Here is a 13,953-nt window from a genome sequence, read left to right as displayed (position 1 = left end):
TGAGCAAGGCCTCGAGGCCGGTCCCCCTAGTGGGCTACCGGCCTCGAAGCACGTCGGGGCCTACGATTCCAGGGTGACCAGGCAGGGCCGCTACCGGAACTGGTTGGCCGCGGCGGTCGCCGCCGTCCTCCTCGCGGGGCTCACGGTGGTGTCCCTGCCGTCGGCCGACCCCGTCGTGTCCGCGGAACCCGCCCCGGCGCTGGACCCCAACGGCCGCCCGGCCCCGCCGGACGCGGCCGTCGAGCCCTCGGTGGAGCTGGGCCGCAGCCGGATCTCGTCGGTCACCGATCTGCTCCGCCGCCGGGCCGACGCCGTGCAGAACCGCGATCTGCCCGCGTTCATGAGCACCCTGGACCCGCTCGCCGACCCGAAGTTCGTCGCGACGCAGCAGGCCATGTTCGCCAACCTCCGCGGGGTCCCGCTGCGCGAGTGGCGCTACCGCATCGACTCCACCGATTCGCTCTCCGAGCTGGACGCGCTCTTCGGCGAGCGCCCGCCGGACGAGCTGTGGGCGCCACGGGTGGAGCTGAGCTACGCCTTCGACGGCGTGGACCGCGCCGCGACCAGCCGTCCGATGGGCTATCTCTTCGCCAGGCGCGGCAACGACTGGTTCCTGACGTCGGACACCGCGCTGAACGATCGCGGTCGCAAGACGTGGCGTGGCCCGTGGGATTTCGGGCACTGCCGGGTCGACAAGACCGAGTTCGGGATGGTCCTCAGCCACGGTGGCAACCAGGCACTCGCGAACCGCGTCGCGGGCGAGCTCGACGCCGCGATCCGCGCGGTCTCCGAGGTGTGGGGCCAGCAGTGGACGCAACGCGTTGCCGTGATGCTGCCCGAGACCACCGCTGAGCTCCAGGCGATGGTCGGCACCGAGTTCGCCGTCGACGCCATCGCCGCTGTCGCCGTGGCCGATCGCGTCGACCACGACAGCGACATCGTCGAGGGCGCTCGCGTCGTCTTCAACCCGCGCACGGCTTCGCGCCTGTCCGCCAGCTCGCTCCGCGTCGTCCTCCGCCACGAGATCACCCACATCGCCGCCCGGTCCGACACCGTGGACGGTGCGCCGATGTGGCTGCTGGAGGGCTTCGCCGACTACGTCGGATATCGCGACAGCGGCATTTCCCCGCGCGAGGCCGCCCCCGACCTGGCCCGGCAGCTCCGCAACTCCGGCCCACCGCTGGCCCTGCCCACCGACGCCGACTTCCGCGCCGGTGGCAGCCGCCTGGACGTGGCCTACCAGACCGCGTGGACGACGATGCTCTACCTCTCGCAGCGCTACGGCGAGGCCAAGGTCGTCGAGCTCTACCGCCGCCTCGCCGGTGTCGGCCGCGTCCCCGACGGCGTCGTCGACGGCGTCCTCCGCGACGTCCTCGACACCGACCGCGCCGAGATCATCCGCGGCTGGGGCCAGTTCCTCCGCAAGACCTTCGGCTGATCAACCCTTCAGCTCACGAAGTGCGGTGTGGATCGAATTCGCGCTGTGCCACTCGGCCAGGGCTGTGTCGTTGTCTCCGGCCGCCTGGGCGACGAGGCCGGACACGTGGTGGGCGTGGGCACGAGCGAGGCGCCTGCCCATGCGGTCGCAGGCCTCGGCGGCGGTGTCGATGTGCTGACGTGCGCCTGCGATGTCACCGGTGTCCAGGTCGAGCAGCGCCAGCAATGAAGAGATCTCGGGGTCCATGAGGAGGTGGTGGGAACCGCGGGCCAGGGCGTGTGCCTCATTGGCGAGGTCTCTCGCCCGAGCCGGTTCGCCCGACGCTCGCCAGAAACGGGCGAGGTTGTAGGACGGCGCGATGAGTTGGGTCGCGCAGGAGAACCCCTCGTACAGCTTCAAGGCCGTGGTGAGGCAGTGCAGGCTTTCCTCCATCCGCCCGGCATCCAGGTATGCCTCGCCCAGTGCGAGCAGTGCCGCCGCCTCGATCCAGTCGTATCCGGCTTCGACCGCGTTCTCCAGCGCGATGGTGGCGTGGGCGATCGCGAGATCGGTCTGGTTGAGCGCGCGGTGGCAGTTTCCCAGGGTCACGTGGCTCATCACTTCGGCGTGCTGGGCGCTTGTGCGCTGGGCGGTGGCGATCGCCAAGTTCGCGTTCTCGGCCGACTCGTGGAGATGGCCGACGAGAAAGAGGATGAACGAGATGTTGGCCAAGGAGGTGATTTCGAGCGGGACGATCCCGAGTTGCCCGCTGAGTTCGAGGGACTTGCGCGCCAACGCGAGGGCCCCGGTGAGGTTCCCGCGCTCGGTGTGCGCGGTCACCAAGGGGACGATGAGATGCCACAGTGGATAGTCGGACTCCTGTGCGCTGGTCATGGCTGGGGCGATGTTCTCGACCTCCTGCCGGTACCAGCCGAGCGCGGTCGGAGCGTCCTCGAACAGCTCTGTCGTCGCGCTGTCGAAATCGCGTTCTTTCTCAATGCCCATGGCGTCCGGGTAGAGGACGGCGGACGCGCGGTACGCGGTGCCTGCGTAGTAGTCGAGGAGCCGGATGAAAGGCGCTTCGGTGGTGTCGTGCGTAGAAGCCAGCGTGGAGGCGTAAGCGCGGATGAGGTCGTGGAACTGGTAGCGGCCGGGAAGATGAGCCTGGAGCAGGTTGACGGTGGCCAGCTGCTGGAGAACGGCCTCCGCAGTGGGGACGACGAGTTCGCCTAGCGCGGCGGCGGTGTGGGCGGTGAAGTCGGTGCCGGGAACGAGGCTGAGCAAGCGGAAGACGCGTTGCGCCTCAAGGGGAAGGGTGGCGTAGGAGAGGTCGAAGGCGGCCTGCACGGCGGCCTCGCGGTCGCCTTCGATGGCGAGCGCGGAGAACCGGTCACCGCGGAGATCGTCCACATAGGACTCGATGTCGTGCGAGGAGAAGGCGATGTTGGCGGCGGCGATGCGGAGGGCGAGCGGGAGGGCGCCGCACAGGTCGACGAGGGCGGAGGCCGCCTCGGGAGAGGCAACGGGGCCGATGATCCGCTCCAGCAGGAGCAACGCGGAGTCCTGGGCGAGCACGTCGACGCGCAGGACCTGGGCGCCGTTGAGCGCGACGAGTTCGCCGAGGTTGTTGCGGCTGGTGACGAGGGTGGCGCAGGTCGAGGAACTGGGCGCGAGGACGCGGACCTGGTCGACGGCGGAAGCGTTGTCCAGCACGACGAGGACGCGGCGACCGGACAACAGGGTGCGGTACAGCGAAGCCTGTTCCGCCTCGGTGAGCGGCACCTGCTCGGGAGGTACGCCGAGCGCGCGGAGGAACCGGGGGAGCACCTGCGCGGCGGTGAGCGCGGGCTCGGGGGAGTAGCCGCGCAGGTTCACGTAGAGCTGGCCGTCGGGGAAATCGTCCTTCAGGCCGTGCGCGGCGTGGACGGCGAGCGCGGTCTTGCCGACACCGGGCGGGCCGGAGAGGACGACGAGCGGAGCGGAGAGCGAGCCCCGGTGCCTGAGCAGCGCGGAGATCGTGCTCAGCTCGTCGGAGCGGCCGACGAAGTGGCCGACGTGCGGCGGTAGCTGGGAAACCGGGGTCCAGTCCGAAGTGGACAGAGCGGGTGGCTCGTCCTGGCCGCGCAGGATCGCCTGGTGCAGCTCGCGAAGCTCGGTGCCGGGCTCGGCGCCCAACTCCGCGCGGAACTCCTGGTAGCTGGTCAGCGCTTCGGCTTGGCGGCCGCCGCGGTGGAGGGCGAGCATCAGCTGGCCGAGGAGCCGCTCACTGAACGGGCGGCGCGCCACCATCGCGCGCAGCTCCGGCACGAGACCACGGTGGCGTCCGAGTGCCAGGTCGAGTTCGACGCGGCGGTCGGCGGCGGCCAGCTCCTCGTTGTCGAGCTGGGCCGCTTCCCGTTGCAGCGCGTCCGAAGGCACGGTCGCCAGCGCGGGGCCCCGCCACAGGGTTCCGGCTTCGTGGAGCAGCGCGGACTCGGCGGCGGGATCGCGGGCCTGTCGGCTGAGCCGCACGAGTTCGCGGAACCGGAGCAGATCGAGCTGACCATTCCGGACGGTTGCGCGGTAGCCGTTGGGCAGCGTCTCGATCAGCTCCGCCGAACCGAGCGCCTGCCGGAGCCTGCTGACGTAGGTGTGCACGACCGCGCGCGCCGTCGCGGGCGGATCGTTGTCCCACAGGCATTCGATCAGCCGGTCGACCGGCACCACCCGGTTCGCGTCCACGAGCAAGCGGGCCAGCAGCACCCGGTGCTTCGTGGCCGCCACCCGCACGGGCTCGCCGTCGCGGGTGATGTCGAACGGGCCCAGGATGCGGAACTCGATTCCCCGACTCACTGGCTGAACGTTAGCGCGTACCGGCGCAGCAGGGCGGGGAAGTGGAAGCGGTCCGGGGCGGTGTTCCGGATCAGGTTCGCGTCGGCGAGCTGGTCCAGCTCGGCGGCGGCGACCGCGTCCGCGTCCTGCACGGAGAAGTCACCGAAGTCGGCGTGCGCCAGGGCGATGAACGCATGCTGCGCCTCGACGGAGAGACCGTTGTAGGACAGGTCGAAGGCGAGCGCAGATCCGCCGCGCTGTCGCCGTCGATGCTCAGCGCCGACAAGCCGCACCTGAGTCTGTCCACAAAGGACTCGGCGCCGCCGTGGCGCACGTGTGCGGCGATGCGCAGCGCCAGCGGGAAACCGCCGCACAGCTCGATGATCTCGGTGAGCGCGGCGGAGCGCTCGCACTGGAGCGAGCCCATCAGCGCCTCCGCGGAACCGCGAGTGAGCTCCTCCAGCCGGACGCGGCGCGTGTCGTGCGAAGCTGTTCCCGGACGTGGATGCGGTAGCCCTCCGGCAGGGTCTCGATGAGCTCGGGGCAGCCGAGAACGGCGCGCACCCTGCTGACGTAGGTGTGCACCACCGCCCGCGCGTCGTCCGGCGGTGCGTCACCCCAGATCCGGTCGATCAGCCGTCGCACCGGGACCACCGTGTTCGGCGCGATGAGCAGGCAGGCCAGCAGCACTCGGTGCTTCATCGCGGATGGCCACCTCCTCACCGCCGCGGGTGACCATGAGGCGGCCGAGGATGCGGAACTCCTGCTCCTCGCTCATGTCGGGCCCACCCGGAACTGGCGCGCACCCTGCAGAGCGGTCAGCCCGCGGAGGTCGTTCTCGCTGGTCACCAGCACCGCGCAGCCGGAGTCCCCCGGCAGCAGGGGCCGGACCTGGTCGGGCCCGGCCACCGAGTCCAGCACCACGAGGACGCGGCGCTTGGCCAGCAGGGAGCGGTAGAGCGCGGTGCGTTCCTCGGCCTCCGGCGGAACCTGCTCCTCGCGGACGCCGAGCGCGTGCAGGAACCCGATCAGGACGTTCGCGGTGTCGGTGTTCAGCGTGGCGTGCAGCTGGCCGCCGGGGAAGGCGGGGCGAGCCCGGTGGGCGATGCGCGCGGCGAGCTCCGCGCGACCGCCGTCCGGGCAGCCGGTCAGCACCACCAGCGGCACGGTCGGCCGGTCGTCCGGGTTGACCAGCAGCTCGGTGATCTCGTCGACCAGCTCCGCCCGCTCCGGCAGGTCGCCGGGGTCGGCGGGCAGCTGCGCGGGCACCACCGCCGGGACCTGCGGTGGCTGGGGGGTGAGGGGCAGATCGCCGTCCCGGACGCGCTCGTGCAGCGCGCGGATCTCCGCGCCGGTGTCGATGCCCAGCTCGTCGGCGAGCCGCCGGGTCACCTCGGCGTAGGCGGCGAGCGCCTCCCGCTGCCGGTGCGCGCGGTACAGGGCGACCATCAGCTGACCCCAGAACCGTTCCCGGAGCGGGTGTTCGGCCGTCGTCGCGCGCAGCTCGTCGAGCAGCTCGTTGTGCCTGCCGAGCTGGAGTTCGGCGTCGAAGTACTGCTCCAGTGCCTGCAGCCGCGCCTCGGCGTGGATCGGGATGTCCGGAATCCGCTCGCGGAGCGCGGCGCCGCCGACGTCGGCGAGCAGCGGACCGCGCCAGAGCCCCACCGCCTCGCGCAGTGCCGCGGCCCGTTCCTCGGGCTCGCACGACGCCTGTGCGTGCGTCACGAGAACGTGGAAGCGCTGCAGGTCGATGTTCTCGACGGCGGTCTCCAGCGCGTAGCCGTCCGGGCGGGTCTTGATCAGCCGCGCGTCCTGGTCACCGATGGCCTGCCGCAGCCGCATCACGTACGCCTGGATCGTGCCCTTCGCCCCGGCGGGCGGCGCGTCCTCCCAGAGGCAGTCCACCAGCGTGGCGACCGGCACCACCACGTTGGCCCGCAGGAGCAGCACGGCCAGCAGGGTGCGCTGCTTGGCCGGGCGCAGCCGCACCGGCTCCCCGTCCCGGTCGATCTCCATCGGCCCGAGGACCCGGAAGACCGTCTCCACCCCGCCCTCCCCTGAGCAGTCCCCACGTGCGAAAGGCGATTTTAGGCCGCGTCAGCCCGACGTCAGCGATACGACAGAACCGGCTGCCAGGATTCTCTTCGAGGGGGAGGGGATGGCCCGCACGCAGAGCCGGGGGGACTCGGTGCGGGCCATCCAAGAATCCCCCCGACGGACTTCCCTCACCGGGCTTTCCCAGGTCCCCCAGCCGGGGATCGCCCGGCAACCCGCCGCTGCACGCCGACGGCCCGTGCGTGCGGCGGTGGTGATCCGGGGACGAGTGCCGGTAGCCATGAACCGGTACTGGACACCGCGGTCGTTGAGGGAAACGGGGGTGACCCGCGCCAGGGGGGATGACCAGGTGCGGGTCACCCTCATTGTTTTCGCCCAGCTCCGAAGCGTGCTCCTGGGCATTTGCCAGTGCTAGCCTCCCCCGGATTTCGCCGTCGGATCTGGGGATTCACATGACTTCATGGCGACTGCCGCTGACCGATCCCGGAGCCCACGCGCCCGGTCCGCTCGCGGCCTTCTACGACCGGCTGCACGCCTCCGGGCTCGGCACCTTCCGCGACGCCGGGTCGCGACTGTTCCCGGTGTGGCGCTACGAGTTCGTCGAGAACATCCTCAAGGGCGCCGACCCCGCGGTCACCAACGCCAACACCCTCGACCCGCTCACCCCCATGGGGCGCTTCGCCGCCAATCCGGGAACGTGGTCGAGCCTGGTGCACCTGGTCGGCGTCCCGAAAGCGACCGCGAACTCCAACGGCGCCGCGCACGAGGAGGTGCGCCGAGCCGTCTTCGCCCCGCCCGGCGGCCTTTCGCTGAGCCCGGCCACGAACGAGGAGAGCTTCGGCGAGCTGATCCGGCGCCGGGTCGCCGCCGTCGCCGACGACGTCGAGCGCTCCTCCTCCGGCGGTGACGTCGTGGATTTCGCCGCGATCTTCGCGCGCCCGCTGTCCGCGGGGATCATCAGCGAGATCGTCGGCTTCGCCGCCTCGGACGAGGGACAGGTGCGGGCGTGGAGCGACGGCCAGACCGCGCTGCTCGGCCGCGTCCTCGACCGCCCCGGCCAGGTGGCGGGCGTGCGCGGGCTCAGCGACCTGTCGCGGGCGTGCCGCCGCCTGGTCGCCGAGCGGGTGCGGACGCCCGCCGACGACATGGCGAGCCACCTGCTGCGCCAGGGACTGCCGGAGAAGCGGGCGGCGGCGGTGTTGATGAACATCATGGCCGCTGGTTACTCCACGACCTACGGAACGCTGCTCAACGCGATGCGCTATCTGCTCGCCGATGATGGGCGCGAACACTGGGATGCCTTGCAGGACAAGGCGATCGTGCCCACGCTGGCCGGTGAGCTGATGCGCGTCGAGACGGGTTTGACGGGCTGGAAACGGAAGGCGGGCAACGCCGTGCGGCTCGGCGAGTCCGAGATCCCGGCAGGCGGCCAGATCCTGGTGATGCTCGGCGCGGCCAACCGCGATCCGGAGCATTTCCACGAACCGCACCGCATTCGCCTCGACCGGACGGAGCGCAAGGAGCCCAAGGCGCTCACCTTCGGCGCCGGCCCGCACCTGTGCATTGGCCGCGAGGTGTCCCGGCTGGAGATCGGTGAGGCGCTGAGCGTGTTGCGGGAACGGTTCTCCGGCATGCGGCTCGCGCTTTCCGGAGCCGAAGCCGACTACGACCCCGACTACCTCTTCCGGACACCGGTGGCACTGCCGGTCCGGCTGTAGCGAAAAGGGCGGCCGGAGTTCCCGGCCGCCCTTCCCATTACTTCGTGTACATCGCCTTGATGTCACCGGAGAAGGTCTCCGCGACCACGTTGCGACGCAGTTTCAGGCTCGGCGTCAGCTCGCCGCCGCTCTCGGTGAAGTCCACCGGCAGGATGCGGAACTTCTTGATCGACTCCGCGGCGGAGACCGCCTGGTTGGCCTCGTCCACCGCCGCCTGGATCTCCGAGACCAGGTCGGCGTCGGTGGACAGCTCCTCGACGGAGGCGTCGGTGGGCTTGTCGTGCTGTTCCTTCCACGCCGGGAAGAACTCGGGGTCGATGGTGATCAGCGCGGCGATGAACGGCTGCTTGTCGCCGACCACCATGCACTGGCTGATCAGCGGGTGCACCCGCAGCCGGTCCTCCAGCATGGCGGGGGAGACGTTCTTGCCGCCCGCCGTGACGATGATCTCCTTCTTCCGGCCGGTGATGCTCAGGAAGCCGTCGCCGTCGAGCGTGCCGAGGTCGCCGCTGTGGAACCAGCCGTCCCGCACCGACTCGGCGGTGGCGGCCTCGTTGCGCCAGTAGCGCTCGAAGACGATCTCGCCCTTGACCAGGATCTCGCCGTCGTCGGCGATGCGCACCGAGGTGCCGGGGACCGGCCTGCCCACGGTGCCGACCCGGAACGCCTGCTCGGTGTTCACGCAGGCCGCGGCCGAGGTCTCGGTGAGGCCGTAGCCCTCGAAGACCGGGATGCCGACGCCGCGGAAGAAGTGCGCCAGCCGCTCGCCGAGCGGGGCACCGCCGGAGACCGCCGCCACGCAGCGCCCGCCGAGCGCGGCCCGCAGCTTGGTGAAGACCAGCTTGTCGAAGAGCAGGTGCTTGAGCTTGAGCGCGATCCCGGCGCCACCGGCGTCCCGTGCCTGGCTGAAGGCCACGGCGGTGGCCTCGGCGGCGTCGAAGATCGTGCCCTTGCCCTCGGCGTGCGCCTTCTGCTTCGCGCTGTTGTAGACCTTCTCGAAGACCCTGGGCACCGCGACGACGAAGGTCGGCCGGAACGAGCCGAGGTCGCGGACCAGGTTCTTCACGTCGGCGGTGTGCCCGATGGTCAGCCGCGCGTACACGCCGCAGAGGGTGATCGCGCGGGCCAGCACGTGCGCCAGCGGCAGGAACGCCAGCAGCGAGTTGCCCGGCTGCATCAGCCGCGGGAAGGCCGCGATGTCCGCGCGCACCTCCGCGATGAGGTTGCGGTGGGTCAGCTCGCAGCCCTTGGGGCGGCCGGTGGTGCCGGAGGTGTAGATCAGCGTCGCCAGGTCGTCGGCCTTCACACCCTTGCGGCTGTCGTGCACCTGCGCGTCGGTGACGTCGGCGCCCAGCGCGGTCAGCTCGTCCACCGCGCCCGCGGTGTTGTCGCGGTCTGGGCCGCCGCTGCCCGGACCGTCGATCTGCCAGACGTGCCGCACCTCGGGCAGCCGGTCGACCACGCCGTCCACGGTGCTGCGGTGCGCGGCGGTCTCCAGGAACACCGCCTTGGCGCCGGAGTCGGACAGGATCCACTCCACCTGGTGCGCCGAGGAGGTCTCGTAGATCGGCACGGTCGCACAGCCCGCCGCCCAGATGGCGAAGTCGAGCAGCGTCCACTCGTAGCGGGTCTTGGACATCAGGCCGATCCGGTCCCCGGGCTCGAGCCCGGCCGCGACCAGGCCCTTCGCCACCGCGAGCACCTGGGCGGCGAAGTCGGCGGCCGTGACGTCGACCCAGGTCCCGTCGATGCGGCGGCGGAAGCTCACCGCCGTGCCGAACCGCTCCGCATTCGCCCACACCATGTCGGTGAGGTTTTCTTCCTCAGCCACGGTGGCGGTGGCGGGGACGCTGAACTCACGCACGTCATTGACCTCCGAGCGACGGGTGTTACTGACCGGTTAACGTAGCGCGCGGTAACGCGCAGACAATAGGCCGTAACCCAGATGTTCCCCACCGTGGCACGCTGCCGCTATGCCATCGGTCGACGTCCTTGACGAGATCTTCCTCGCCGTGCCGCCCGCGGGCGTGGCCGCGGTCTTCGCGGATCCCCTTGTGTGGCGCCGTTTCTGGCCCGACCTGAGCCTGGAGGTCTACGCCGACCGCGGTGCCGAAGGTCTGCGTTGGACGGTCGACGGCGCGCTCGTCGGCACCCAGGAGGTCTGGCTGGAGCCGATGCTCGACGGGACCCTGCTGCACTACTTCCTGCGGGCCGACCCGCCGCCGGGCGGCACCGTGCGGCCGGGTGAGGCCCAGCGCAGGCAGCTCGCGGCGAAGCGGGTGGGGTTCACGCTGAAGGCCCGGCTCGAAGCGGGACGGGCCCCCGGGTGTCCACCCCCCGACGCAGACTGAGCGCATGCCGAACACCGTCGAGGAGTACCTGGAGTCGCTGCCGGAGGACCGGCGCGGCACCGTGAGCGAACTGCGCCGGATCATCCTGGACAACCTTCCCGAGGGCTACGAGGAGGGCATCCAGTACGGGATGATCGGCTACTACATCCCGCTTGAGCGCTACCCGGTCACCTACAACAAGCAGCCGCTGGGATATGTGGCACTGGCGTCGCAGAAGAACTACCTGTCGCTTTACCTGATGGGCGTCTACGCGAACCCGGGCGGTGAAGTGGAGTTCCGCGAGCGCTGGGCGGAGACGGGCAAGAAGCTGGATATGGGCAAGTCGTGCGTTCGATTCCGGGAACTCGCCGATCTGCCCCTCGACCTCATCGCGGAGACGGTGGCCGGGGTCTCGGTCGACGAGTACATCGCGCGGTACGAGAGCAGCCGTTCGCGCTGATCACCCGAATGCCCACCGGGAACTGCCCGAATTCGCCAGCTCGCCTTCGCGCTGCTTGCTACCTTGGCAAATTGTGTCGGAATCGGGGGATACGGCGTGGCAGCAGTCGGCGGAGTCGCTGCGCGCGTCGGTGGACGGGGTGGCCACCTTGCAGTCGCTCGTGGCCAACGGCGAGGTGCGCCTGGAGCCCTGGGCGGCCGAGAAGCTGAAGAAGGCCCTGGAAGATCAGCTGTTCCACGCGCGTGAGTGGCTGAAGCGGACGAACTATCTCGCTGTGAATCTTCCGTTGGGTGATCACTGGGTTGGGCGGGTGATGGCGGCGAAGTGGGACCAGCGCGCGCGAGGGCCGGGGTCGATTCGGGAACAGCTGCTGCTCTACGTCCAGGCGCTGACGGACGCCATTGAGGTGGTCGACCAGGCCGTCAAGGTGACGCGAGCTGCGGATGAGGGCGGCGCGTCCGGTTTCGGGAGACTGGAATCATGAGCATGATCAGGTCGGTGGTGGCGGTCGGGTTGGTGCTGGCTGTGGCTGGATGCGCGCCCACTGTCGTGCGGGGGGCGTCGGAGACGGTGTCGGGGCCACCTCCGCCACGGGTCCCGGTGTTGAAGCCCGTCGATGCGTGTTCATTGGTGAAGCCGGATGAAGCCGCGAGTGCTGGTCTGCCCGCGGGCAGACCAAACCAGCTGGCAGACCTCCGAATCTGCGAGTTCGACGGAACGCCCGAGGAGAGGCGCAAGCTGACGGGTTCGATCACGCTGGACGAGGGACCGGGCAAGGGCCTCGATGACTTTCGGCCGCCGCCCGGTGCCATCGAGTCCGCTATCAGCAAGGAGACCGTTGCCGGGTATGGGGTGACCGTCTTCCCGCAAGATCATGAGCAGTGCATGGTCACGATTGACATCAACACTGACGAGAACGTGACGGTGCAGACGGCGTTCTTCGGGCAAGGGCAGCACGAGCCGGTGTGCGAGGTGGCGCGGAAGATGGTCAAGTTCATCGTTCCGCGACTGCCGAAGAAATAGGGGGAGACGTGAGCGGGACCGGTGGGGGAAATTCGCACAACCGCTTCGAGAAAACCGACTGGCGGGGCGCGCCGTATCGGGAGAACCGCCCGGGCGAGTGGTGGGAGGCGGAGCCCTCGCGCCGGGACGACATCGCGGCCCAGGAACAGCGGTTGCGCGGCGCGGTGCGAATGGGCGACGACCGCGCGATGACGCAGACCGGGCACTGGGAGGGCGTGCCGCACCAGCAGATGTGGGACGACATCCACGACAAGAACAAGCCGGGTGACGTGTTCCTCGACGCCGACCGGTGGACGAAGCTCGGCAACGAGATGGCGGAGCGGTCGGGTGCCATGGCCCGGGCGGTCGCGGAGACCGCGAGCGGGTGGGTCGGCCGGGGAGGCGACGCCGCGCGCGCCGGTTCGCTCAAGCTCGCCGAGTGGGCGGGCGACGCCGCGATCTCCTTGCAGTACATGGGAAATCGCACCGCCGACCTGGGGGAGAGCGCGGAGTGGGCCAAGCACGCCATGCCCAAGCCCGCCGAGCGGACCACCGTCGAGTCGACGTTTCTCAACAAGGCCGCGGGGCTGGCGGGACTGGTCGACCTGGGCGAGCTGAAGCTGAAGGCGCAGCAGGCCGTCGCGGACGCCCTGCACCAGGAAGCCGTGCGGGTGATGCAGGTCAACGAGGGCGGCACGCGGTCGGTCGACGGGTCCACGCCGTCCTTCGCACCGCCGCCCGCGGTCAAGGGCGGCGGAACCCCACCAGTGCCGAGCCCGAGCCCGCCCGGACCCGGTGATCCAGGCGTGCCGCCCATCGGCCGCCTGCCCAACGGAGGCGGAAGCGTGGGTGGGGGCGGGCAGTTCCCGGGTCCCACACCCGACAACACGCCGCCGGAGTGGCGCCCGGGGCAGACCGAGGTGCAACGCCTCGATCCCGGACGGCCCCAGGACAGCGGCGGAACCACCGGCAGCGGCGGGCAAGGCGGACAGAGCGGCCTCGGTGGCCTGGGTGGTTCGGGGAGCGACAGCGGCGCGCTTGGCGGCCTTGGCGCGGTCGGTGGGCTTGGTGCGCTCGGCGGCGGGATCGCGGGTGGTATCCAGCACCCGCCGGAGTCCACGCGGCGTGGCCCTGGGCTGGGGCAGCCTGGAGCAGGGGCGGCGAACAGCGCGAAAGCGCCTGGGGCGCAGGCAATGCCCGCGATGAGCGCCGGGACCACGCGCAAGGAGGACGACAAGGAGCACCGCAGGCCGGAGTGGCTGGTGGAGACCGAGAACGTCTTCGGTGACATCGAGCGGGTCGCGCCCCCGGTGATCGGGGAGGACCCGTGATCCTTTCCCTCGCCGAGTACAACGTCCGCTGGGGTGATCTTCAGCTAGGACGGAGGCCGTACCCGATCGACGTGCTGCCGCTGGGCACCACCCTCGAAGAGCGCGCCCGGATCAGGGCAGACATCCACGCCCGCCGAGGTGTCCGTGCGGCGCCGGAGGTGGCCTGGGCGCTGGGGGTGCTGAACGAGCACGAGAAGGCCGTCGAACTGGTCCAGCACGTGGGCGAGCCGGTCAAGGCCCTGGCCGCCGCGCGGGGTGAGCACGCCGTGCTCGCGGTGTTGGCGGGGGAGTCGCTCCGGCTGGCCACGATGCCCGCGCGGGAGCTGGCCAGGGCTGCGGTGAGCGTGCTGCCGCCCGGCGGTGCTGGGCGGGGCCAGCCGGTGACGGTGGCGGCGGAGGTGCTTCTCGCGGCGACGAATCCTGACCGGGGACCGCTGGCCGATGAGGCAGCTGTGTTGAGCGCCAACGGTATGCCCGCCACTCAGGTGCGGATGGTGCAACGGCTGGCGTCGACCAGGTGGCGTGGTGGCCAGTTCGGCGTGACGATTCGCGGGCGGCAGCACCCCGTCGTGCTCGCGTGGTTCGACGCCGACGACGGCCGCTACCTCCAGGTCAGCGAGAACGGGTCGCTGTCGATCATGCCCGCGGACGCCGAACGGATCACGAGCAGGCTCGGAGACCTGTAGGGCGCGTTTCAGAGGTCCGTGTTCGCGATAGCCGGGCCGAGCCCGCCCCTGGCTGCGTCGGCGGAAAGCCCACGTACAACACCGGTACGCGGTCTTCCCGCCGTCTTGCCAGGAACGACCTCGATCCCGACTCTCATCGAACG

General features: G+C 70.5%; 13 protein-coding genes. 8 read left to right on the top strand and 5 right to left on the bottom strand.

Annotated features, from left to right (window positions below; translation table 11 throughout):
- Positions 1-73: 73 nt before the first annotated feature.
- A complete protein-coding gene (locus NLX83_RS21160) occupies positions 74-1,438 on the top strand; it encodes a basic secretory family protein (RefSeq protein WP_254236813.1) in 1,365 nt (454 codons plus the stop codon).
- On the opposite strand, the gene NLX83_RS21155 is transcribed toward NLX83_RS21160, so the two are convergent.
- The 4 genes from NLX83_RS21155 to NLX83_RS21140 all read right to left on the bottom strand — a co-directional run bounded on the left by NLX83_RS21155 (position 1,439) and on the right by NLX83_RS21140 (position 6,274).
- A complete protein-coding gene (locus tag NLX83_RS21155) occupies positions 1,439-4,249 on the bottom strand; it encodes an AfsR/SARP family transcriptional regulator (protein WP_254236812.1) in 2,811 nt (936 codons plus the stop codon). It lies immediately after the preceding gene.
- On the bottom strand, positions 4,246-4,521 hold the full coding sequence (locus tag NLX83_RS21150) for a hypothetical protein (protein ID WP_254236811.1): 276 nt from the start codon (positions 4,519-4,521) through the stop codon (positions 4,246-4,248). Before NLX83_RS21150 ends, NLX83_RS21155 begins: the two co-directional genes overlap by 4 nt.
- A gap of 133 nt (positions 4,522-4,654) precedes the next feature.
- The gene (locus tag NLX83_RS21145) at positions 4,655-4,930 is read right to left on the bottom strand and encodes an AfsR/SARP family transcriptional regulator (RefSeq protein ID WP_254236810.1); all 276 of its coding nucleotides are present in this window, start codon (positions 4,928-4,930) and stop codon (positions 4,655-4,657) included.
- 72 nt (positions 4,931-5,002) lie between these two features.
- Entirely contained in the window at positions 5,003-6,274 is a 1,272-nt protein-coding gene (locus tag NLX83_RS21140; protein ID WP_254236809.1) for an AfsR/SARP family transcriptional regulator, read from the bottom strand.
- Positions 6,275-6,735: 461 nt separating this feature from the next.
- Here NLX83_RS21140 and NLX83_RS21135 point away from each other — a divergent pair, with 461 nt between their 5' ends.
- Complete coding sequence (locus tag NLX83_RS21135) at positions 6,736-8,001, top strand: cytochrome P450 (protein WP_254236808.1); 1,266 nt, start codon at positions 6,736-6,738, stop codon at positions 7,999-8,001.
- Between the two features lie 37 nt (positions 8,002-8,038).
- Here NLX83_RS21135 and NLX83_RS21130 read toward each other — a convergent pair whose 3' ends face one another.
- Complete coding sequence (locus NLX83_RS21130; RefSeq protein ID WP_254236807.1) at positions 8,039-9,865, bottom strand: AMP-dependent synthetase/ligase; 1,827 nt, start codon at positions 9,863-9,865, stop codon at positions 8,039-8,041.
- 109 nt (positions 9,866-9,974) lie between these two features.
- Between NLX83_RS21130 and NLX83_RS21125 the strand changes: the two genes are divergently transcribed.
- The 6 genes from NLX83_RS21125 to NLX83_RS21100 all read left to right on the top strand — a co-directional run bounded on the left by NLX83_RS21125 (position 9,975) and on the right by NLX83_RS21100 (position 13,810).
- Positions 9,975-10,352 (top strand): polyketide cyclase / dehydrase and lipid transport, encoded by a 378-nt coding sequence (locus NLX83_RS21125; RefSeq protein WP_254236806.1) that lies wholly within the window; start codon positions 9,975-9,977, stop codon positions 10,350-10,352.
- Between the two features lie 4 nt (positions 10,353-10,356).
- Positions 10,357-10,791, top strand: coding sequence for an iron chaperone (locus NLX83_RS21120; protein WP_254236805.1), 435 nt, complete (start codon positions 10,357-10,359; stop codon positions 10,789-10,791).
- Between the two features lie 73 nt (positions 10,792-10,864).
- Positions 10,865-11,275: a hypothetical protein gene (locus tag NLX83_RS21115; protein ID WP_254236804.1), complete on the top strand. Its 411-nt coding sequence runs from the start codon at positions 10,865-10,867 to the stop codon at positions 11,273-11,275.
- On the top strand, positions 11,272-11,814 hold the full coding sequence (locus NLX83_RS21110; RefSeq protein ID WP_254236803.1) for a DUF3558 family protein: 543 nt from the start codon (positions 11,272-11,274) through the stop codon (positions 11,812-11,814). The genes NLX83_RS21115 and NLX83_RS21110 overlap by 4 nt, the downstream gene beginning before the upstream one ends.
- An 8-nt stretch (positions 11,815-11,822) precedes the next feature.
- Positions 11,823-13,124, top strand: a complete 1,302-nt coding sequence (locus NLX83_RS21105; protein ID WP_254236802.1) for a hypothetical protein — start codon at positions 11,823-11,825, stop codon at positions 13,122-13,124.
- Positions 13,121-13,810: an ESX secretion-associated protein EspG gene (locus NLX83_RS21100; RefSeq protein ID WP_254236801.1), complete on the top strand. Its 690-nt coding sequence runs from the start codon at positions 13,121-13,123 to the stop codon at positions 13,808-13,810. Before NLX83_RS21105 ends, NLX83_RS21100 begins: the two co-directional genes overlap by 4 nt.
- The last annotated feature ends 143 nt before the right edge of the window (positions 13,811-13,953 follow it).

Origin of the sequence: Allokutzneria sp. A3M-2-11 16 (assembly GCF_024213555.1) — a bacterium.
Lineage (GTDB): Bacteria > Actinomycetota > Actinomycetes > Mycobacteriales > Pseudonocardiaceae > Allokutzneria.
This window is presented reverse-complemented; position numbering and strand designations above follow the sequence as displayed.